The organism is Mycolicibacterium helvum, assembly GCF_010731895.1.
GTDB lineage: Bacteria > Actinomycetota > Actinomycetes > Mycobacteriales > Mycobacteriaceae > Mycobacterium > Mycobacterium helvum.
Genome location: NZ_AP022596.1, coordinates 5,596,561 through 5,616,677, shown reverse-complemented (window position 1 = coordinate 5,616,677; position 20,117 = coordinate 5,596,561). Strand labels below are relative to the sequence as shown.

20 protein-coding genes are annotated in these 20,117 nt (G+C 66.3%); 8 read left to right on the top strand and 12 right to left on the bottom strand.

Annotated features, from left to right (window positions below; all coding sequences use genetic code 11):
* Positions 1 to 22: 22 nt before the first annotated feature.
* Positions 23 to 772, top strand: coding sequence for an SHOCT domain-containing protein (locus tag G6N38_RS26450; RefSeq protein ID WP_246228104.1), 750 nt, complete (start codon positions 23 to 25; stop codon positions 770 to 772).
* On the opposite strand, the gene G6N38_RS26445 is transcribed toward G6N38_RS26450, so the two are convergent.
* The 5 genes from G6N38_RS26445 to G6N38_RS26425 all read right to left on the bottom strand — a co-directional run bounded on the left by G6N38_RS26445 (position 758) and on the right by G6N38_RS26425 (position 6,205).
* Positions 758 to 1,399, bottom strand: a complete 642-nt coding sequence (locus tag G6N38_RS26445) for an endonuclease (RefSeq protein ID WP_163751081.1) — start codon at positions 1,397 to 1,399, stop codon at positions 758 to 760. The two genes, G6N38_RS26450 and G6N38_RS26445, sit on opposite strands and share 15 nt — an antisense overlap.
* Positions 1,400 to 1,482: 83 nt before the next feature.
* The gene (locus G6N38_RS26440; protein WP_163751080.1) at positions 1,483 to 2,298 is read right to left on the bottom strand and encodes an LLM class F420-dependent oxidoreductase; all 816 of its coding nucleotides are present in this window, start codon (positions 2,296 to 2,298) and stop codon (positions 1,483 to 1,485) included.
* 38 nt (positions 2,299 to 2,336) lie between these two features.
* Positions 2,337 to 2,669: a TfoX/Sxy family protein gene (locus tag G6N38_RS26435; RefSeq protein ID WP_163751079.1), complete on the bottom strand. Its 333-nt coding sequence runs from the start codon at positions 2,667 to 2,669 to the stop codon at positions 2,337 to 2,339.
* A gap of 84 nt (positions 2,670 to 2,753) precedes the next feature.
* Positions 2,754 to 5,087, bottom strand: a complete 2,334-nt coding sequence (lon, locus tag G6N38_RS26430) for an endopeptidase La (protein WP_163751078.1) — start codon at positions 5,085 to 5,087, stop codon at positions 2,754 to 2,756.
* A 119-nt stretch (positions 5,088 to 5,206) separates the two neighbouring features.
* Positions 5,207 to 6,205, bottom strand: coding sequence for an esterase family protein (locus tag G6N38_RS26425; RefSeq protein ID WP_163751077.1), 999 nt, complete (start codon positions 6,203 to 6,205; stop codon positions 5,207 to 5,209).
* 225 nt (positions 6,206 to 6,430) lie between these two features.
* On the opposite strand from G6N38_RS26425, the gene G6N38_RS26420 reads away from it, so the two are divergent.
* Positions 6,431 to 6,850: a DUF1810 domain-containing protein gene (locus G6N38_RS26420; RefSeq protein ID WP_163751076.1), complete on the top strand. Its 420-nt coding sequence runs from the start codon at positions 6,431 to 6,433 to the stop codon at positions 6,848 to 6,850.
* On the opposite strand, the gene G6N38_RS26415 is transcribed toward G6N38_RS26420, so the two are convergent.
* The 4 genes from G6N38_RS26415 to G6N38_RS26400 are packed head-to-tail and all read right to left on the bottom strand — an operon-like array spanning position 6,847 to position 11,062.
* Positions 6,847 to 8,160, bottom strand: coding sequence for an alpha-amylase family protein (locus G6N38_RS26415; protein ID WP_163751075.1), 1,314 nt, complete (start codon positions 8,158 to 8,160; stop codon positions 6,847 to 6,849). The two genes, G6N38_RS26420 and G6N38_RS26415, sit on opposite strands and share 4 nt — an antisense overlap.
* The gene (locus G6N38_RS26410) at positions 8,157 to 8,636 is read right to left on the bottom strand and encodes a nucleoside deaminase (RefSeq protein WP_163751074.1); all 480 of its coding nucleotides are present in this window, start codon (positions 8,634 to 8,636) and stop codon (positions 8,157 to 8,159) included. Before G6N38_RS26410 ends, G6N38_RS26415 begins: the two co-directional genes overlap by 4 nt.
* Before the next feature lie 11 nt (positions 8,637 to 8,647).
* Positions 8,648 to 9,340: a rhomboid-like protein gene (locus G6N38_RS26405; RefSeq protein ID WP_322790546.1), complete on the bottom strand. Its 693-nt coding sequence runs from the start codon at positions 9,338 to 9,340 to the stop codon at positions 8,648 to 8,650.
* A gap of 24 nt (positions 9,341 to 9,364) precedes the next feature.
* On the bottom strand, positions 9,365 to 11,062 hold the full coding sequence (locus G6N38_RS26400) for a tetratricopeptide repeat protein (RefSeq protein ID WP_163751073.1): 1,698 nt from the start codon (positions 11,060 to 11,062) through the stop codon (positions 9,365 to 9,367).
* Between the two features lie 62 nt (positions 11,063 to 11,124).
* Between G6N38_RS26400 and G6N38_RS26395 the strand changes: the two genes are divergently transcribed.
* Positions 11,125 to 11,517: a cupin domain-containing protein gene (locus G6N38_RS26395; RefSeq protein WP_246227449.1), complete on the top strand. Its 393-nt coding sequence runs from the start codon at positions 11,125 to 11,127 to the stop codon at positions 11,515 to 11,517.
* Positions 11,518 to 11,532: 15 nt separating this feature from the next.
* Here the strand turns inward: G6N38_RS26395 and G6N38_RS26390 are convergent, their stop codons facing one another.
* Positions 11,533 to 13,119 carry a SulP family inorganic anion transporter gene (locus G6N38_RS26390; RefSeq protein WP_163751071.1) on the bottom strand — a complete coding sequence of 529 codons (1,587 nt, stop codon included), beginning with the start codon at positions 13,117 to 13,119 and terminating at the stop codon, positions 11,533 to 11,535.
* 186 nt (positions 13,120 to 13,305) lie between these two features.
* On the opposite strand from G6N38_RS26390, the gene G6N38_RS26385 reads away from it, so the two are divergent.
* The gene (locus tag G6N38_RS26385; RefSeq protein ID WP_163751070.1) at positions 13,306 to 13,929 is read left to right on the top strand and encodes a PaaI family thioesterase; all 624 of its coding nucleotides are present in this window, start codon (positions 13,306 to 13,308) and stop codon (positions 13,927 to 13,929) included.
* Positions 13,930 to 13,931: 2 nt separating this feature from the next.
* Here G6N38_RS26385 and G6N38_RS26380 read toward each other — a convergent pair whose 3' ends face one another.
* On the bottom strand, positions 13,932 to 16,313 hold the full coding sequence (locus G6N38_RS26380) for an arylsulfatase (RefSeq protein ID WP_163751069.1): 2,382 nt from the start codon (positions 16,311 to 16,313) through the stop codon (positions 13,932 to 13,934).
* Between the two features lie 126 nt (positions 16,314 to 16,439).
* On the opposite strand from G6N38_RS26380, the gene G6N38_RS26375 reads away from it, so the two are divergent.
* From G6N38_RS26375 to G6N38_RS26360, 4 genes are all read left to right on the top strand, one after another.
* A complete protein-coding gene (locus G6N38_RS26375; RefSeq protein WP_163751068.1) occupies positions 16,440 to 17,150 on the top strand; it encodes an EthD domain-containing protein in 711 nt (236 codons plus the stop codon).
* On the top strand, positions 17,147 to 17,590 hold the full coding sequence (locus G6N38_RS26370) for a TIGR03618 family F420-dependent PPOX class oxidoreductase (RefSeq protein WP_163751067.1): 444 nt from the start codon (positions 17,147 to 17,149) through the stop codon (positions 17,588 to 17,590). Before G6N38_RS26375 ends, G6N38_RS26370 begins: the two co-directional genes overlap by 4 nt.
* 86 nt (positions 17,591 to 17,676) lie before the next feature.
* Positions 17,677 to 19,032, top strand: coding sequence for an HNH endonuclease signature motif containing protein (locus G6N38_RS26365; protein ID WP_163751066.1), 1,356 nt, complete (start codon positions 17,677 to 17,679; stop codon positions 19,030 to 19,032).
* A gap of 60 nt (positions 19,033 to 19,092) precedes the next feature.
* Positions 19,093 to 19,848, top strand: a complete 756-nt coding sequence (locus G6N38_RS26360; protein WP_163751065.1) for an enoyl-CoA hydratase/isomerase family protein — start codon at positions 19,093 to 19,095, stop codon at positions 19,846 to 19,848.
* A gap of 1 nt (position 19,849) precedes the next feature.
* Here the strand turns inward: G6N38_RS26360 and G6N38_RS26355 are convergent, their stop codons facing one another.
* Positions 19,850 to 20,107 carry a (2Fe-2S)-binding protein gene (locus tag G6N38_RS26355; RefSeq protein WP_163751064.1) on the bottom strand — a complete coding sequence of 86 codons (258 nt, stop codon included), beginning with the start codon at positions 20,105 to 20,107 and terminating at the stop codon, positions 19,850 to 19,852.
* Positions 20,108 to 20,117: the final 10 nt, after the last annotated feature.

Here is a 20,117-nt window from a genome sequence, read left to right as displayed (position 1 = left end):
TGAGGTATACCGTGTCCCGGTGATGTGGCGGACGATCGCGATCCTCTCGGCGCTGTGGTACGCACTGATCGTGGTGCCGGCCCTGATTGGTACCCGGATGCTCGACCACGTCGGTTCGGCGGCGGCCAGCGGCCGGGTGCTCGGTGTCTGGCTGGTCGGGTACGTCGCGCAGTTCGTTGTCTTCCTGATGATTTCGCGCCGATCACCGCGCCCCGTACTGCCCGGATGGTTCATTGCGTCAATGGTTCCGTGGGCCGCCGACTGGACGGCGCCGCTGTCCCTGTGGTGGCTGGTGTTGTGGACCGTACTTATCGCCGGATACGCGACCTTGCTGGTCGTCCGGGTCGCAGAAGTGGATCGGCTACGCCGCGACGGCGTGCGGGGGACCGGTGTTGTCCTCGAGGTGATCCGGCCGGTCTTCAACGTCGTGGTCAACAAGGATGCCGGCCGCCGTGTGCTGCGCCTGAGCATCGAACGATCCGACGGCGCAGCGTCTTACGAGGCCCGCCTGACCGGGACGTTCACCCTCGGCGAGGTGCCCGAGTCCGAGGACCGGGTGGCGGTGCGCATCGACCCGGATCGGCCAGACCATATCGAGCTGATCGAAGACGAGCCGATCCTGCGGGCCGCCCCACAACCCACTGATCTCGAGCCCGAAGTCGCTGACCGGTTGCGCACGCTGAAAACCATGCGAGACCGGGGCGACCTCACCGACGCCGAATTCGCCACCGCCCGAAAGAGACTCCTCGAACCGGACTCAACGACCGAGTAGCTCGCGGATCCCGTCATCCAGCGAGACGCGCACCAGCGCTGCGGCCAGCGGTGCGACCGCCCGCCCGGTGAGAGCCGCCAGCTTGTCGGGCTCGCGGGGGAGCCCCAGTTCGCTGGCGGTGTCCAGTGCGCGTTTGTCGAAGTACGGCCTCACCCAAGGCCATACATCCTGCACCTCGCGCAGGAAGATGTCGGCCCCGGTGTCGCCGATTCCGGCGAACTGCTTGAGTAGCACCTTGGTGGCCCGCACATCGGGCTTGCCGATCCGGGCCAGGATGCGAAGGTCGCCGTGATAATCCCTGTCGACCCGGTTGGCGATCTGGCTGAGCCGCGACGCAGAGCTCTCGTCGTAGCGCACGTAGCGCGCCCGACTGAATGCCTCGAGCATCGTCGGCCGGTCGGCGGTCAGTACCGAGTTCGGCGTGCGAAGCCCCGCCCGGAACAGCTCCTTGGCGGCCTGTGCCGCGATGGCGGCGTCGATAGGTTTGCTTGCCAGCATGCACAGCACCATCAGCTGGAACAACGGCATCGGGGCGTCCCGCAGGGTGATCCCGGCTTCGGCGGCATAGGTGGTGCCGGCATGCTTGCGCAGCCGCCGCACGAGATCCCGAGCCTCCCAGTCGTCCATCAGGCGGCGATACCCCCGGGGCCAATTAGTGAAACGGCGTCAGTTTTCCCCGCAGCGACCGCGCGTCATTGACACCACTGTGATCAGCGCTTCGTATCGCGCCAGTCGATCATCTTCTCGACGGTGCTGAGGTCATACTTGCCCGCGGACGCGCGGACCTCGGTGTGAAACAACGTCGCTCCCGCTGACAGGTAGTCGTCCGCCGACCGCGGATCGGTCCAGAACGTCGATCGCTCGATATCGCTGTCCGCGCGCCCGAATCCGGTGGCCAACTCGCCGACACGGGTGCTGGCCTCGCGGTAGGCGTCGATCGGCAGGAAGGTATGCCAGATATCGGCGTGGCGCGCGACGGCGGGCAACGTGCGCTTCGGGCCCGATCCACCGATCAGGATCGGAATCTTGCGCAGCGGTGCCGGCCGCAGCAGCTCGAAGCGGCGCTCGATGCGCAGGAGTCCCTCATCGAACAGGTCGGCTCGGGATTTGACCGTTCCGTAGTCGAAACCGTAAGTGGTGTAATCCTTCTCGTACCAACCGGCGCCGACGCCAAGGATGGCCCGCCCACCACTGATGTGGTCGACGGTGCGCGCCATGTCCGCGAGCAGGTCCGGATTGCGATAGCCGATCCCCGCCACCAGCAGTCCGAGCTCGGCACGCGTGGTGATCTCGCCCCAGGATGCCAGCGCCGTCCAGCCCTCGAAGTTGTTCACATCGGGCTGAACTTCGGCCAGCACCGGTTTCGCATCGACGATCGACTCGATGAACGGTGCGTGGAAGTGGTCGTAGCCGAAGATGACGTCCACCCCGATCTCCTCGGCATGCAGGACGGCCTGCCGCCAGGTGGCGTAGTCAGGGGTGTCGGCCGGCTGAATCTGAACGGCAATGCGCACGGGAAAGGTCATGCACGCGACAAGCGGCACTCATCGTGATTTATTCCGGATTACTTCGGCGGCAGGGATCTCGCATAATCGATCCCACGGGTCACCCAGCTCTCCAGCTGGCGCTTGGTTCGCATGCCGGGGTCTTCGACCCGAATCCAGCCACGAGTTTCACGGCCCGCCATGATCATCGGCTCGACGTGCGCACGGGCCACCAGAGCGGCGGTGTCCTCGGGCGGTACCCGAACCATCAGGCCACCGCCCCCGCTGGCCGCCACCGCCATATTGCCGTTGATCAGGAAGGCCAGGCCGCCGAACATCCGCTTCTCGTCGATGCCACGCTCGGCAGCGAGAAGCTCGCGCAGCCGGTTCACCAGATCTTCGTCGTAGGCCATGCGATTTGTCCTACCACGGCCGGCAGACACAAAATCGCACGAATCCGAGAGGATTCGTGCGATTCTGCGACTAGTCGTGGGTGATCAGGCTGCGGTCGTGGCCGCCTCGGCGGCCGGCTCGAGCGCCTGGGCCACGATCTCGGCGACATCGGTCATCGGCTTCACGGTCAGCGCCTCGAGCACCTCAGCAGGAACGTCGTCCAGGTCGGCCTCGTTGCGTTGCGGGATGAAAACCGTTGACAGCCCGGCACGTTGCGCGGCCAGCAGCTTCTGCTTGACACCGCCGATGGGCAGCACCCGGCCGTTCAGAGTGACCTCACCGGTCATCCCGACATCCGAGCGGACCTGCCGCCCGGTGGCCATGGACACCAGCGCGGTCACCATGGTCACACCGGCGGACGGACCGTCCTTGGGCACCGCGCCCGCGGGCACGTGCACATGGATCTTGCGGTTCAGCGCCGCGGGATCCACGCCCAGCTGCTCAGCATGGCTGCGAACGTAGGACAGCGCGATCTGCGCCGACTCCTTCATCACATCACCCAGCTGACCGGTCAGAATCAGAGCCGACTCGCCGACCCCCTCCGATCCGGGTGACCCGGCTTCGATGTAGAGCACGTCGCCGCCCAGCCCGGTCACTGCCAGTCCGGTCGCCACGCCCGGCACCGCCGTGCGCTCGGCAGACTCCGGCATGAACCGCGGCCGGCCCAGGTACGCGACCAGATCAGGCTCGTCGATGATCAACGACTCGACGTCGCCCGCCAACTTCGTGGTGGCCTTCCGCATCGCCTTGGCCAACAGCCGCTCGAACTGACGCACACCGGGTTCCCGGGTGTAGTCCGCCGCGATCTTGCGCAGTGCCGCGTCGGTGACTTCGACCTCTTCGGCGGTCAGCGCCGCCCGGTCCCGCTGCCGGGGCAGCAGGTAGTCGCGGGCGATGGCCACCTTGTCGTCCTCGGTGTAGCCGTCGATGGACACGAGCTCCATCCGGTCCAGCAGCGCGGACGGGATGTTCTCGATCACGTTGGCCGTGGCCAGGAACACCACATCGGACAGGTCGAGATCCAGGTCCAGGTAGTGGTCGCGGAACGTGTGGTTCTGCGCCGGGTCCAGGACCTCCAGCAAGGCCGCCGACGGGTCGCCGCGGTAGTCCGAGCCGACCTTGTCGATCTCGTCGAGCAGCACGACCGGGTTCATCGACCCGGCCTCGCCGATCGCGCGAACGATCCGGCCAGGCAGCGCGCCGACGTAGGTGCGCCGGTGGCCGCGGATCTCGGCCTCGTCACGCACACCGCCGAGGGCTACCCGAACGAACTTGCGGCCCAGCGCGCGGGCCACGCTCTCACCCAGCGACGTCTTACCGACGCCGGGGGGACCGGCCAGTACCATCACCGCGCCCGAGCCGCGGCCACCGACGACCTGCAGGCCGCGTTGGGCACGACGGGAGCGCACCGCCAGGTATTCGACGATGCGGTCCTTGACGTCGTCCAGGCCGTGGTGATCGGCGTCGAGGATGTCCCGGGCCGCCTTCAGATCGGTCGAGTCCTCGGTGCGGGAGTTCCACGGCAGGTCCAGGACGGTGTCCAGCCAGGTGCGAATCCAGCCGCCTTCGGGGCTCTGCTCGCTGGAGCGTTCCAGCTTGCCGACCTCACGCAGCGCGGCCTCACGGACCTTGTCGGGTAGGTCAGCAGCCTCCACTCGGGCCCGATAGTCATCAGACCCGTCGGGCTCGCCTTCACCGAGTTCCTTGCGGATGGCGTTGAGTTGCTGGCGCAGCAGGAATTCCTTCTGCGTCTTCTCCATGCCGTCGCGGAGGTCCTCGGCGATCTTGTCGTTGACCTCGACCTCGGCCAGCAGGTCACTGGTCCAGTCGATCAGCACGCGGAGCCGTTCGGCCACGTCTTCGGTCTCCAGCAGCTGACGCTTCTGCACATCGGTGAGGTACGACGCGTAGCCGGCGGTGTCGGCGAGCGCGGACGGATCGGCGATCTTGTTGACCACGTCGACGATCTGCCAGGCCTCGCGGCGTTGCAGCATGGCCAGCAGCAGTTTCTTGTATTCGGCGGCGAGTGCCTTGGTGTCCTCGGTGGGCTCGGCCGCTGTTATCTCCTCGACCTCGACCCATAGCGCCGCGCCAGGACCGGTGGTTCCGGATCCGATGTGGGCGCGGCTCTCACCGCGCACGACGGCAGCGGCGCCGCCGCCCGGAATGCGGCCCACCTGCACGATCGACGCGATGACGCCGTAGGTGGGGTAGCGATCGTCCAGGCGCGGGGCGATCAAGAGCTTGCCGGTCGGGGTGGCCTGCGCAGCATCCACTGCGGCACGCGCGGCGTCGTCGAGCTCGATCGGCACCACCATCCCCGGCAGCACGATCGGCTCGCTGACAAACAGGACCGGCACAGATTTGGCTTCAGCCATCAATCCTCCAAAGTTCAGTCTGATCGACTCAACCTTGATCGATTCCAGTTTGTTCCCCACACAAAGCAGCGAGCCTGCCGCCGGGGGGCGACAGGCTCGCTGTTGTGTTGTGCGCTGGATCAGCCAGCGGACGGGGTGGCCCCCAGAACCCGCTGCATGTCCGGGATCATCTGCTGCAGCTGCTGTCCCCAGTAGCCCCAGCTGTGCGTCCCGTTCGCGGGGAAGTTGAACACGCCGTTGCGTCCACCAGCCGCGAGGTAGTTGTCCATGAAGGTCTTGTTGGTGCGCAACGTGAAGCCTTCGAGGAACTGCGCGGCCATCAGGTTGCCGCCGCCACCGGAGGTGTCCAGATCCGACGGCGTACCGGTGCCGCAGTAGATCCAGATCCGGGTGTTGTTGGCGACCAGCTGGTTGATGTTGACCATCGGGTCGTTGCGCCGCCATGCCGGGTCAGACGACGGACCCCACATGCTCTGCGCGTTGAACCCGCCCGCGTCGTTCATCGCCAGACCGATCAGCATCGGCCACCAGCCCTCGGAAGGGTTCAGGAAGCCCGACAGCGATGCGGCGTAGGTGTACTTCTGCGGGTAGTAGATCGAGTAGGTCAACGACGCGCTACCGGCCATCGACAGACCGACGACGGCGTTGCCGTTGGGGTCGACACCGTAGTTGGCGGCCAGGTAGGCCGGCAGTTCCTGGGTCATGAACGTTTCCCACTTGTAGGTGTAGTTCTGACCATTGCCCTGCGACGGCTGATACCAGTCGGTGTAGAAGCTCGACTGGCCACCGACCGGCATCACAGTCGACAGGCCCGAGCCGTACAACCACTCGAACGCCGGGGTGTTGATATCCCAGCCGTTGTAGTCGTCCTGCGCGCGCAGACCGTCGAGCAGGTACACCGCGTGCGGGCCACCGCCCTGGAACTGGATTCGGATATTGCGGCCCATCGCGGCTGACGGGACATCAAGGTAGAGAACCGGCAGACCCGGCTTGGAGAAGGCGGCCGCGGTCGCCGACCCGCCGACAACGCCGATTAGGCCGGGCAGAAAGAGTGCGGCCACAACGGCTGCCGCCAGGCGGCGCAACCATGTGCCTCGCATCATCTCGACGATCTTCATGACGGAAACCATCACCTTTCGTACGTGTTTCACAGTGGAGAAGTGCTGTGTGCCGGTAGCTAATCACGATGCGTAGCCCCGACTCGGTACGCGCCGCGGTGCGCCAAGTCGCGGTTCGCTAACGATAAGGAGACGTGCTGGACTCGGGATCTGCGGTATCTCAACAACTTTGAATTAGTCGTCAATAACGGGACGGTCACGCCCCGGCAACGATACGGTGGAGCAATGGATGACCCGTTCGACCTGCAACGCTTCATCGATGCGCAGGATCGTATGTACGACCGGGCGGTCGCCGAGCTGCGAGCCGGCACCAAACACAGCCACTGGATCTGGTTCATTTTCCCACAGCTCGCAGGACTCGGAAGTAGTTCAACGGCAAGGCTTTACGGAATCAAATCGCTAGCCGAAGCGCAGGCCTACCTGGCCCATCCGGTGCTCGGCGCACGGCTGCGTGAGTGCACTCGGCTGCTGGCAGCCATCGAAGGCGCCTCGATCAAGGAGATCTTCCCCTGGCCGGACAACCTGAAGGTGCGCTCGTCGATGACGCTCTTCGCTCAAGCCGGCGACGACAACGCGGATTTCCTGGGGGTCCTACACAAGTTCTACGCCGGCGAACAGGATCCGCACACCCTGCAACTGCTCTAACGAGGGCGCAGGACCAGCCAACCCTGTGGGGGGACGACGACGTCGCTGACGATCTCCTCCGGCGGTGCCGCCGTGCCGCCCACCAGCTGGGCCTGCCCGCCGATGAGCGCGGTCACCGGCAGGGGCATCGGCGAGTTGTCGATATTCAGCGCGACGATCAGCGCATCGTCACCGTTACGGGTCTCGTACGCGTAGGTCCGGTTGTCTAGTTGCAGCGCAGTGGTTTTCGCTTCGTGCAGCCATGGATTTCGCCGGCGCAGCCCGATCAGATACTGGTGCAGGCTCAGTGTCGCGCGCCCAGCCTCGTCCAGTTGCGCCGGTGGCGGGCCGAACTCGGGGCGAACCGCGTCGTCGCCACCGGCCCGCTCCTCCTTGACACCGCGGAATCCGAGCTCGTCGCCGGCGTAGACAGTGGGCACGCCGCCGGTGGTGAACAGCAGCACCAGCGCATGCGCCACATGCTCGGGGCGGTGCAGCTGGCTGGCGATGCGGGTCACGTCGTGATTGCCGACGAAGGTCAGGGGAGCGAAGGTGGCGAGAAAGTCGTTGTGGCGCTGCAGCGCCCAGTCCAGCTCGTGGAAATTGCCGTCGTTGAGGCTGCTCCAGATCGCCTTCCACAGCTCATATTGCGTCACCGAGTCGACGCGGGAGCCGTCGACGAACGCGGCGTAGTCACCGTGGATGACCTCGGCGACGAACCACGCCTCAGGATGCGCGTCGCGGACCCGGGGAAGCACCTGCGCCCAAAAGGATTCTGGCACGGCGTAGGCGGCGTCGAGGCGCCAGCCGTCGGCGCCACGGCCCAGCCAGTGGTTCATCACGTCGACGGTGTAGTCGACGACGGCCGGGCTGCCGTGGTTGAGAGTGACGAGTTCGCCGTGACCCTCGAAGGTGTGGAAGCGGCCGGGCCGGCCGCGGAACCAGCCGATCGATTCCGCGTCTTCGTCCTCGACAGCGCGGCGGTAACGGTCGAAATCGGTTCCGACATGGTTGAACACACCGTCGAGTAGCACCCGCAGCCCACGCCGGTGAGCTTCTTGCACGAGGTGATCGAAATCGGCATCCTCACCAAGGCGGGGGTCGATGTGGAAGTGATCGGTGGTGTCGTAGCCGTGGGTGCGGGACGCGAAGACCGGGCCCAGCGCGATGCCGGAGGTGCCGAGTTCGACCGCGTGGTCGAGCCAGTCGATGACGCGGCGCAGCCGGTGCTCTTTCGCTTCGGGCGGTTGGGCGTTGGGGAAGGCGCCGACGAAGCCCAGGGGATAGAGGTGCCACCAGATCGCGTGACGTACCCAGTTCGGCCCGCTCACGGCGCGAACTTCGCGGCGTAGAGGGCCATCATCTCGTCGCGGTACTCCCGCGCCGGTCCGTCGACCGTGAGCTGTGGGGCCACCGCGGTGATCGGCAGCGTCGCCACCGGTGGAAGTGGCACCCGCCACTCCGTCAGCCACTGGGCCAGTTGCCCGCCGGAAACCGCAAACACGATGCGGCCCAGGCCAACCCAGGCGTGTGCGGCCGCGCACATCGGGCAGTGCTCACCCGAGGTGTAGACGGTGGCGCGAGCGCGGTCGTCGGGGGCCAGGTTGGCCACCGACCACTGCGCGATCGCCAGCTCGGGATGCGCGGTGGCGTCACCGCCTGCGACGTGATTGTGGTCCTCGAACAGGACGTGGCCGTCGGCGTCGACCAGAATCGAGCCGAACGGCTCGTCACCGGCCGTCAGCGCGGTGCGGGCGAGTTCGACACAGCGGCCGAGCCGCCGGATGTCCTCGTCGTCGAGCGCCACGCTGTCTCACTCTACGCACGGCTCCGGCGTCGTAGCAGCCACGACGGATCGATTCCAGGGCCGGGCCGCCTACGGGCAAGCGGATAACACGCCAGCCCGACCATCAGCGCGACCAGATGCCCGACTGGAGTGAACGTGGGGCTGATCAACACCGCCCCGATGAACCACGCGAGCGCGGTGATCAGGTACAGCCAGCGCCACGGGCGCACGATGCGGTAGGTCAGCAGCCCGATGATGCCGACAGCGAAGTAGCTGACCCCGATATCGCGGGCGTTGAGGTAGCGCGGGGAGACTATGGCCTCCTGGATCTGCCAGTACAGGAAGCCTTCACTGGCATAGGTGGCGACGATGTGGGCGGTCAGCCCGGCGATGACGAAACGCAGGTGGCCAAGCCAGCGCTCGGCCGGGGCCAAGAAGAGGCAGAACAGCACGAGATAGGGCCACCAGGCGGCGCCGTCGAGCCACAACAAGCTGGTGATCAGCACCCGGATGGGGTCGGATGCCAGGTGGTGCAGGTTGGTCGAATCCTTGCGCAGCAGCGTCATCAGGTGCCACCGGGGCAACAGATGCTGGGCGAGTGTCGTCAGGAACAGCACCGCCAGCCAGGTGAACGTCACCGGCGCCGAGCGGATGAAATGCGCAATCGGCCGGGACATGACGCGCTGCGCGGTAACCGGCGCGGGTTGTCGGGGGCCGTCGTGCACGTGTTGAGGTTACGTGGGACGGTGTCAGTGGCAACACTCGTTGGCCGGGATCTCGAAGACCTCCAGCCGGCACGCACACGACGCCAGGATCGGCACGTCCGCGCGGGCCTTGGCCAGTTCGAGCTGGCGACCGATGATCATTGCCTCCGCGGTGCGCCCCAGTCGCTGCAGGCATTCGTGATAGCCGTGCAGGCTCCACACGTTGCCCGGATGCTGGCACGGCCGGCTCAAGGTCGGGTCGAGGCCGAGATCAGCGGCATATACCGCGGCCGCCTCGTCGACCCGGTTTTGCTCCAGCAGGAGCGCGCCGTACGCGTGCCGGGTGGGTTGCATCCATCCCCAGGGTTCGTCGTAGGGCAGCGCATCGTCGAGTGCGATCGCGCGCCGCAGATGCTCGAATGCCTGGTCGAAATCGTCGTTCCGGTAGGCGATCTCACCGTCCAGCATGGCCGCCGCGACCGCCAGGATGTCACGGCTGGTGTTGTTGAACAGATAGCGCGATTCCGGGACGCGGGCATACGCCTGCGTGAACGCCTCGCGTTCGGCTGCGGCCTGCGCCAACTGCCCCTTGGCCGCGTGCGCGACGCCTCGACCATAATGGATCGTTGCCGTTGTGCTGCAATACAACTCGGAGTCATCGGGAAGCGGCTCGGCAATCAGCTCGTCCCAGCGGCCGAACCGGATCAGCACATGCACCCGCAGCGGAACGAAGGCTTCCAGCCAGTCGGCCATCGGTGGAGATTCGATGGACAGCAGCTCGGGCGTCAACTGCCCGGACAACTCGTCGGCGGCCTGCAGTGCGATCCGCGACTGGCCGGCGAACATCGCCGAGTAGACGATGAAGTGCAGGTCATGCGCCCGGTAGAGCGAGTAGAAGTTCAGCGGTCCCGCGTGTTCGACGAAACGCCGATCGGCGGTCACCGCGGTCTGGTTGGCCAGCACCGAATCTCGGTAGTTGCCGCACAGCACGTCGATGTGAGACGGCATGTGCTGCAGGTGGCCGGCATCGGGTACCAGCCCGCGCAGCAGATCGGCGGCCGGCAGCGCGTCCTCGGGGTGCGCCGACATTTCCATCGCGTGGATATACAGGTGCAGCACGAAAGGATGGGCGCGGCCGGCCTCGGTGGTCAATGCCTGGTCCAGAAGACGTTTGGCCTCCAGCACCCGCGACCCGGGGGCGGACTCTCCGGTTGTGGTGTCCCACAACGCCCATGCCGTGAGATTCACCAGCGCATCGGCAGCCAGGGCCAGCACGTCGATGTCGTCGGGATAGGTCTGCGCCAGTTCGGCCATCGTATCGGCGTAGGTGGCGTGTCCGGCCACCAGCGCCTCGGTGTCATCGGGGTCGTCGGTGGGGAATCGGGTGGCTAGTGCCGCGATCAGGGCGCGTTCGACGGCGCTGGCACGGCCGTTGGCGGCCAGCGCCAGTTCCATCCGGGCCCGGGCCAGGGAGGCGGCCAGATCAACCGGGTCGAAGGCCTCCCATGCCTTGTTGTAGTTCGGTCCGATGGCGTACGCGATACCCCAGCGAGCGATCGCGAGGTCGGCGTCCAAGGCCAGTGCACGCTCGAAGCAGGCGATCGCCTCCTCGTGGTTGAACGCGTAGGCCCACACCAGTCCGCGATCGACCCACAGCTGCGCCGCAGGCGAAGGCGTGTCGACTCCACGGTGGTAATCCCCGAGGTTGTAGTACGGCTCGGTGTCGCCGAGCGGAACCGTCATGCCGCCCACCCTAGGTGAGCACGCCGAGCCCGGATACCGTTGCAACCGACCAGAACGAAAGGGTGCACACCGTGATTCGCTGCGTGCGTTTGTTCACCGGAGCCGACGAGCAATCTCACGTCGAGATCGGCCGCCTCGACCTGACGCCCGGTCGCAACGGCGACCTGGTGTCGGCGGCGATGTCCGCGATCCACGCGACAGCGGAGGAGACCGCCACCGGCGGCACGCTGGCCTGGCATACCGCCCCGGTACGCCAACTCGTCGTGACGCTCGCCGGGACCCTGGTGTTCACCACCCGCGACGGGCAGGAGTTCACCCTGGCTCCCGGAGACGTGCTGCTGGCCGAGGACACCGTCGGATCCGGACACCAGTGGCGTCTGGTGGGCGAGGACCCGTGGCGGCGGATCTATATCGTGCTGGCCGATGGTGTCGACGTCCCGTTCGTCGTCGACTGACCCTTCCGCGAGCAGTCAGTGCCCGGCGACGATATCGGACTCGTCGACGGTGACCGGTTCCTTGGCGCCTGGCAGCAGCGAGTACGCCAGGCACACCACCGCGAAGAACAGATAGCCCAGCGCCACTTGCGGATTGGCCGCCCACCCAATCTCGGGGGCGTGGATCAATCCGATGAACGACAGTGCGGCCGCCACCACCGAGGCCAGCGCGGCGTACCGGAACTTCTTTTCCAGGATGAACGTCACCATCGTGCCAAGCAGCAGCCCGACCAGGATGGCCCCCTCACCGAGGGTCTGCAGCCCGTCGTAAACGACGCCGGCGCCGCCGAGGGCGTCCATGCCGACCTTGGTCGCCGAGGTTCCAGCGGCGTTGAGCGCGTTGTCGATCAGGCCGCTGGCCCACTGCGCCAGGTTGGGCAACAGTGCGGCGACGACCGCCACCGCGTGCAGCCGCGGCACGGCCTGGAAGGCCTGAGCGCCGATCAACAGGCCGATATAGAGCAGGATCGGCACGATCGCCGGCACCGGCAGCAGCGCGGCCAACACTCCGAACAACCCGAGGAAGCACAGCAATCCGATGACCACACCGCTGGCCAACGAGTAGCCGGCCCGACCGCCGGCGTCCTTCCACCCGGGATGGCCGATGTAGACCGCGGGGGGGAACGGTGAACCGAACGCCGACCCGATCACCGCGCCGGCACCGTCGGCCAGCAGCACGCTGCGCAGGTTGTAGTTGTCCCCGGCGGCCGCCGCGCTCTCCACGTTGCTCATCGCCTCGGTGAAGTTGTAGACGCCCAACGGGATCGCGGTGCCCAGCAGAGGAGCCAGATGCGCGAGACCGGACATCAGCAGATCGAGCCGAAGGTCAGGAATTCCGATGGCGATGTCGGAGACAGCCTGGCTGACATCGGGCGCCGACATGAAGCCGCCGATCCAGCCGATCGCGGTGCCGACCAATAACGCCACCAGGCCGACGGGGATGTTGCCCGGCAGCTTCACGTCGGTGAAGAAGCCGATCAGGATGATCGCCAGCACCGGCAGGCCGATCCAGGCGGCCTCCCACATCTGCGCGGCCGGGCGCATCGAGATGAACGTGATCGAGATGCCGGCCAGCGTGCCCAGCATCGCCGCCCGCGGGGTGAGCTTGCGGATGTAGGGGCCGACGAACCCGCCGATGATGACAATGATGCCGATCATGAATGCCCAGGCCAGACCAGACTTCCAGGCCTCAATCGGATCCTTGGTGGCCAGATAGACCGGGAGCATGACGACGAAGACGACGATGAACATGTGCGGCACGCTGGGGCCGTACGGCAGCGCGGTCACGTCGGTGCGGCTCTCGCGCCGGGCCAGCCTGCGCGCCAGGAACGTGTAGTAGAGGTTGCCCAGCACCAGGGCAACGCCCAGGGCAGGCAGTACGGTGCCCAGCACGTCGTCGGCGGGCAGCTTCACCACGCCGATCATCAGTGTGGTCAGGGTCAAGACGTTGACCAGGATGTTGAACCCGAGCCCGAAGAACGCGTTGAGATCACCGCGGGTCCACCAGGGGATCTTCAGCTCACTCGGCGTCGGTGGTGCTGGCTCAGTGACGTCAGTGCTCATGGGCAGACCTCCTGGGGGCGTCGGGACAGCGTGGCGCGACCCGAGCCGACTCCTGCGTCGCTGTCCGTCGCTAAGAGGATTCTCGACGCTCGCGTTCCAACTGGAGGTCGGTTATATGTCAATCGTGTTAGCCGCGCGTCGAGACCCCGGTTCGACACCGCGTCGGCCCCGTGCTCTAGTGCTGGGGTGCTGGAATTCACCACCGAGGACCTGTCCGCCGAGGACATCGAACGGCTGCGGGCCATCTATGAGCCACTGGCCATCTCGGTGCGGGAGCTGGTCGACGCGACGATCCGTACCGAGGTGGACGCCGAAACCGTTGCCGCGGTGAAGGCCGACATCGACGCGGCGACGGCCCGGCTGCGAAGCGATCAGATCGACGGCGCCTTCGGTGTGCGGAGGACCGCTTCCGGACAGAGCATCAGTTGGGGTAACGCGGTGATCGGCCTGCGCAACGCAAGCGCCCCGCCGCTGGTGATCCACCGCGACGAGGACGGCCGGCGCTGGACCGATTTCCATCTCGGCGCGGCCTACGAAGGTCCGCCCGGGCATGTGCACGGAGGGGTGTCGGCCCTGGTTCTCGATCACGTGCTCGGCGAGGCGGCCAGCCCAGACGGCAAGCCCCGCTTCACCGGCAGTATCACCGTGCGGTATCTACGAGCCTGCCCGCTCGGGCCGCTGCATGCCGAAGCTCAGATCACCCGCGTCGATGGTGTGAAAACCTTTGCCTCCGGCTATATCTCTGACGCTGAGGGCATCACCGTGGAGGCCGAGGGCGTCTTCATCACGCCACGCTGGCTGCGCGACTGAGACTACTGCTTGCCCATCGCCAGTTTGAGCCGATCCGCCGGGGTGATCAGGTGGTCGTGGTTGTCGTCGCCGATGTCGATCTGCACCCAGTCGATCTGCCCGGTAAAGGAGTTGCCGGACGGTCCGTAGTCGGGCGAGGCCGGCGACCCGGTGTCCCGGCCGATATCGCAGGCCTCATCAGCCGAGAACCCCATCGGGATGGTGACCTCTACCCGTCCGGTGCCGACCGGCGTGCCGTCGTGATACAGGGTAACGGTGCCGCCCTTGGCCAATCCGCCACCGTCGTAGGCGAATTCCACCCGCACCTGATGCGCCCCCGCGGGCAGCGGCGTGTCGGCGGTGACGAAGAAGTACTGAATGCCGAAGAAGTTGTAGCAGTACTTCAGCCGACCCTCGTGGACGTACAGCGCCCAGCCACCGACCTGTCCGCCCTGGGTGATGATCACCCCGGCGGCGCCAGTGGCCGGCACGACGATGTTGGCGGTTACCGAATGCGACTTGTTCTTCAGGTTCAGCACGCAACTCTCGCTGACCCGCATGCCGTCGAACAACAGCTGCCGGGTGCCGCGGATGAGCTGAGGACGCCCGGCAATGTCGGGGTTGATCCGCTCGAACGACCGGTCGTCGAGGGGAACAACGTTGTACTTGACCGCTTCGATGAGCCAAAGGCGTTGCAGTTCGGCGAGTTTCTCAGGGTTGTCGGCGACGAGGTTACGGGCCTGGGTCCAGTCGTCGGGACCGTAGAGCTCCCATATGTCGTCGTCGAACGCCGGTGGGGCGTCGGCTTTCCACGGGGTGCGATGCTTGGTCGCCGCCGTCCAGCCCTTGTGATAGATGCCGCGGTTGCCCATGATCTCGAAGTACTGCACGACATGTGACTCCGGTGCGGCTTCGTCCCGAAGCGTGCCCAGCATGCTCACGCCCTCCAACGGCGCCTGCGCAATTCCGTTGACACTCAGCGGCGCCGGGATACCGGCCGCCTCGAGAATGGTGGGGACGACGTCGATGACGTGGTGGAACTGATTGCGCACCGTCCCCTTGTCGGCCAAGCCGTTGGGCCAGTGCACGATGGTGCCGTTGCGTGTCCCGCCCCAGTGCGACGCCACCTGCTTTGTCCACTGATAGGGGGTGCACAACGCGTGCGCCCAGCCGACCGCGTAATGGTTGTAGGCGTCCGGGGTGCCGAAGTCGTCGATCTTGGACAGCAGGAACTCGGTGGTCTCAAGGCCCGCCATGCCGTTGAGTACGGCCATCTCGTTGAAGCAGCCGACAGGCGTACCCTCCGCGGAGGCCCCGTTGTCGCCGATGACGTAGTAGATCAGGGTGTCGTCCAGCACGCCCAGGTCCTCGAGCGCCCCGACCACCCGGCCGATCTCGTAGTCGGTCTGCTCGAGGAAGCCGGCATAGATCTCCATCTGTCTGGCCAGCACCGGTTTCAGCTCATCGGACATGTCATCCCAGGCCGGGATCTCGTCGTGGCGCGCGGTCAACTCGGCGCTCTCGGGAATCACCCCCAGCTCCTTCTGGCGGGCGAAGATCTTTTCCCGCAACACATCCCAGCCCTGATCGAATTGGCCGCGGTACTTGTCCGACCACCCCGCGGGAACATGGTGCGGGGCGTGGGTGGCGCCCGGAGCGAAGTACATGAAGAACGGCTTGTCGGGCATCAGCGCCTTCTGCTGGCGCACCCAGGTGATCGCATGGTCGGCGAGGTCCTCGGTGAGCGTGTAACCCTCTTCGGGGGTGCGGGGCGGCTCGACCGGCGTCGTCCCCTCATAGAGGCCCGGGTAGTACTGGTTGGCCTCACCGCCGATGAACCCGTAGAAGTATTCGAAACCCGAGCCGGTCGGCCATTGGTGGAACGGTCCGACGGGGGAGACTTCCCATACCGGAACCTCATGGCACTTGCCGAACTGCGCCGTCGAATACCCATTGAGCTTAAGGGTTTCCGCGATCGGGGCCTTGTCCTTGGGCCGGATGCTGCTGTTTCCCGGCGCCGAGGTGGCCATCTCGGTGATCGCGCCCATCCCGACCGAGTGGTGATTGCGCCCGGTCAGCAGGGCCTGGCGGGTGGGGGAGCACAGCGCGGTGGTGTGGAACCGGTTGAGCTTGAGTCCGTTTCCGGCCAGCCGCTCTGCGACCGGGGTGTTGCAGGGACCGCCGAAGGCGGAGGACGCGGCGAAGCCGACGTCATCGATCAGCACGATCAACACGTTGGGCGCGTCTTTTGGGGGCCGCAGCGTGGCGATCGGCGGATAGCTGGTGTCGGGGTCCTTGGCGTCGTAGGTGGTCAGCCCGACATGCCGAGTATCGGGGATGGGCAGGACATCGCGGCGTACCGGCGCCGGTTCGGCGTTGCTGAGCTGCGATGAGTCTTTCGCCATCGGTCCTCCTCGACCACGAGGAGACCACGTCACGATCCCCTGAGGCGGGCCAGCCTACGCCGAGCGATCACCGCCAGAGTGGGATCTACACGTTGTCGCCTGCACATTGACAGGTAGGTTCCAGCCATGGAGAAGGTGATAGTCACGCTGCGCACCGGCGCCGCCGACGACCAGTGGGCCGAGCAGATGCGCGGTCCGGTGGCACAGGAGTTGCTCGCCCTTGGCCTTCCCGGGCTGACGGTCAACGTCCGTGACAGCGATGTCCGCGATTCGCTGATGACGTTGACCACGCTGGACCCGCCGGTGCAGGCGCTGGTCAGCCTGTGGACCCAGCAGTACTACGGCGATCAGGTTCTCATGGCGCTGGAGCTGCTCGGCCACCAGGCTGAGGAGATCGCCGCCTACCTGGTCACTGAGTCGGCCCCGTTGCCTCCGCCGCCGACACCACTCGGGGAGCGCGCGCCGGGGTTGTCCAATATGGCGCTGCTGCGTCGGCCGCCCGACATGGACGAGCCGACGTGGCTGTCCCGCTGGCACGGCAACCACACGCCGGTGGCGATCGCCACCCAGTCGACATTCGGCTACGTCCAGAATTACGTGGTGCGCGCGCTCACCGAGAACGCCCCGGTGATCAACGCGATCGTCGAGGAGCTCTTCCCGATCGAGTCGGTGAGCAGCCTGCACGCGTTCTTCGGCGCCGCTGACGACGCCGACCTGCAGAGTCGGATGGAGCAGATGGTCGCCAGCACAGCGGCATTCGGGGCCAACGTCAACATCGACGCGGTGCCCACCAGCCGCTACCTCTACCGGAGCCCGTTCCAGGCCGGCCCGGCATGACCACACTGGGCGAGGCCGTCGCGCTGGCGCAGGCCGACCGCGGCCTGGCGGTCGTCTCTACTCTGCGGGCCGACAACACCATTCAGGCCTCGCTGATCAATGCCGGGATACTGGCGCATCCGGCCACCGCCGAGACGGTGCTCGGGTTCGTCACCTACGGCAGGGTCAAGCTGGCGAATCTGCGGCAGCGGCCGGCGGTGACGCTGACGTTCCGCGACGGCTGGCGGTGGGCAACGGTGGAAGGCCGCGCCGAGCTCGCCGGTCCCGGCGATAGCCCGGATTGGCTGGGCGGGCCCGATCAGCTGCGGCTGCTGCTGCGTGAGGTGTTCACCGCTTGTGGTGGCGCCCATGACAACTGGGCCGAATACGACCAGACCATGGTCGACCAAGGCCGCGTCGCCGTCCTGGTCACACCGACCCGCGTCTACTCCAACGGATAGTCCGGCGTTCATCCACAGCCTCGAGTTCATCCACAGTCAGGGCTGAGTCGCTCGTTCGCGCCGGCAGGCAGACATACGATTCGAACATGCTTTCGATTGATGTGGGTGAGGCGCTCGACGCAGTCGATGCCGCGCTGTCCACGTTGGCGAAGGTGGATCTGACCGGGCTTGCGGTGGCGGATGTGTTGGAGCTGGCCGCCCGGTGTGAGAAGGCGGCCCGCCGCCACGATGTGGTGCGCTACGACGCGAGCCATGAACTTCATCGGCGTGAGATAACTGAAATCGGCGGGAAGCCAGGCAAAGTGCTGGCCGATTGGCTGCGAATCACGCCGGCCGAGGCTCGCCGCCGCGCCGAACTCGCCGAACCTTTGACGCCGGGAACTGCGTTGAGCGGCGCACCGCTTGCGCCGCGCCAGCCGGGGACCGCAACAGCCTGGCGTGACGGCAAGCTCGACGGCGAGCACGTGCGGGTTATTCAAAAGTTCCTCGGCGCGTTGCCATTCGACGTACCGGCACAGGTACGGGACGAAGCCGAACTCTTCCTAGCTGACCACGCCGCGCGGATGCGCCCCGATCAGCTGAGCCGGCTGGCGCATCGGCTGGCCTTGGAGATCAACCCCGATGGCGAGTTCTCCGATGAAGACCGGGCCCGCAAACGGTCTGTCGTGGTCGGTCGCCAACAACCCGACGGCATGACCGAGATCCGCATCCAGGCCACGCCGGAGCTGCGTTCCTATGTCGAGGCGGTGTTCGCCAAGTTCGCCGGCTTGGGCATGTGCAATCCTGCCGACCAGACCGCGGTCACCGAGGGTGAACCCGCTGCAGAACAAGTGCAGGCAGACACCCGCACCGTCGGGCAACGCCAACATGATGCGCTGATGGCGATGCTGCGCAGCAAGCTCGGCGACCCGAAACTGGGCCAGCACAACGGCCTGCCCGTCACCGTCATCGTCTCGACCACCCTGCAGGAACTGCAGAGCAAGACCGGCCACGGCGTCACCGGTGGCGGCACCATGATGCCGATCACCGATGTCATCCGGATGAGTCGGCACAGCTACCACTACCTCACGATCTTCGACGGGGTCACCGGCCAGGCGCTGTGGTTGGGCCGCACCAAGCGCATCGCTTCCGCCGATCAGCGAATTGTGTTGCATGCCAAAGATCGTGGCTGCACCAAACCGGGATGCGCGGTGCCTGGCTACGCCGCGCAAGTCCACCATGCCGCGAAGGATTGGTCCGACGGCGGAAACACCAATATCGATGAGCTGGCTTTCGCCTGCCCACCCGATAATCAGCTCGTCGAAACCGGTGGCTGGGAGACCCGCAAACTCGCCAACGGCGACACTGAATGGATCCCACCGCCACACTTGCCACTCATCGGCGGAGTCAACACCTACCACCACCCCGAGCGCTTCCTACCGAAAAGTGACGAAGGCGGCTAGGTCCCACCTGTCGGGCTTTGGCACCCCGTCACGCGCCATCACCCCGTTAGGCTTCCGCGCGTGACGCTGCTCATCGAAGACGAGAACCGGGTCCGCACGATCACCCTCAATCGGCCCGAGGCTCTCAATGCCTTCAACGAGGCGCTTTATGACGCCACCGCCGAAGCCCTGTTGGCCGCGGCCGACGATCCCGAGGTCGCCGTCGTGTTGATCACCGGTGCCGGTCGCGCATTCAGTGCCGGCCAAGACCTCGGTGATATGCAGGCCCGCATCACCGATCCCGATTTCACGGCGGGCGCACACGGATTCCCCGGCCTGATCACCGCGCTGAGCCAGTTTCCCAAGCCGCTGATCTGTGCGGTCAACGGTGTCGGTCTTGGCATCGGTGCGACGATCCTCGGCTACGCGGACCTCGCGTTCATGTCCTCGACCGCGCGGCTGAAGTGCCCGTTCACCAGCTTGGGTGTCGCCCCGGAGGCGGCCTCGTCATATCTGTTGCCGCAGTTGATCGGTCGGCAGAACGCCGCCTGGCTGCTGATGTCCTCGGAATGGGTGGACGCCCCCGAGGCGCTGCGCATGGGTCTGGTCTGGCGGGTCAGTGAACCCGACGAATTACTCGCCGACGCCCGCAAGCACGCCGAAGTGCTGGCTTCCCGGCCCATTTCGAGCCTGATGGCGGTCAAGCAGACAATGGTCGAACCGCTGCGTCCCGGGATCGCCGAGGCGACCGCGCGAGAGAACGCGTTCTTCGAGACGTTGATGGGGGCGGCCGCCAACGCCGAGGCGCTGGCGGACTTTCACCGCGGCAAGTCTTAGATCAGCTGGCCCGCGCCGCAGCACGGCGGGCGCCGGCATGCAGCTGGCAGAACAGGCTGCTGGTGCACTGCCGGCAGGGCTGCTCGTCGGCGGCAGCGGCGAAGTGCTGCTCGATGATGGCTCGCACGGTGCGACGGCATCGCCCGCAGTCGCCTCCTGCGCCACAGGCCGCTGCGACCTGATTCGACGTGCAAGCTCCGCCGGCGACGACTTCCCGGACGGTCGCACTGGTAGCACCTGCGCAGAGGCACACGTACATCAGCGGTTCC

Coding starts and splice junctions, on each gene's coding strand:
- G6N38_RS26450 (WP_246228104.1), top strand. CDS start 23: ATGTGGCGGACGATCGCGATCCTCTCGGCGCTGTGGTACGCACTGATC.
- G6N38_RS26445 (WP_163751081.1), bottom strand. CDS start 1,399: ATGGACGACTGGGAGGCTCGGGATCTCGTGCGGCGGCTGCGCAAGCAT.
- G6N38_RS26440 (WP_163751080.1), bottom strand. CDS start 2,298: ATGACCTTTCCCGTGCGCATTGCCGTTCAGATTCAGCCGGCCGACACC.
- G6N38_RS26435 (WP_163751079.1), bottom strand. CDS start 2,669: ATGGCCTACGACGAAGATCTGGTGAACCGGCTGCGCGAGCTTCTCGCT.
- lon (WP_163751078.1), bottom strand. CDS start 5,087: ATGGCTGAAGCCAAATCTGTGCCGGTCCTGTTTGTCAGCGAGCCGATC.
- G6N38_RS26425 (WP_163751077.1), bottom strand. CDS start 6,205: ATGAAGATCGTCGAGATGATGCGAGGCACATGGTTGCGCCGCCTGGCG.
- G6N38_RS26420 (WP_163751076.1), top strand. CDS start 6,431: ATGGATGACCCGTTCGACCTGCAACGCTTCATCGATGCGCAGGATCGT.
- G6N38_RS26400 (WP_163751073.1), bottom strand. CDS start 11,062: ATGACGGTTCCGCTCGGCGACACCGAGCCGTACTACAACCTCGGGGAT.
- G6N38_RS26390 (WP_163751071.1), bottom strand. CDS start 13,119: ATGAGCACTGACGTCACTGAGCCAGCACCACCGACGCCGAGTGAGCTG.
- G6N38_RS26380 (WP_163751069.1), bottom strand. CDS start 16,313: ATGGCGAAAGACTCATCGCAGCTCAGCAACGCCGAACCGGCGCCGGTA.
- G6N38_RS26375 (WP_163751068.1), top strand. CDS start 16,440: ATGGAGAAGGTGATAGTCACGCTGCGCACCGGCGCCGCCGACGACCAG.
- G6N38_RS26370 (WP_163751067.1), top strand. CDS start 17,147: ATGACCACACTGGGCGAGGCCGTCGCGCTGGCGCAGGCCGACCGCGGC.
- G6N38_RS26365 (WP_163751066.1), top strand. CDS start 17,677: ATGCTTTCGATTGATGTGGGTGAGGCGCTCGACGCAGTCGATGCCGCG.
- G6N38_RS26355 (WP_163751064.1), bottom strand. CDS start 20,107: ATGTACGTGTGCCTCTGCGCAGGTGCTACCAGTGCGACCGTCCGGGAA.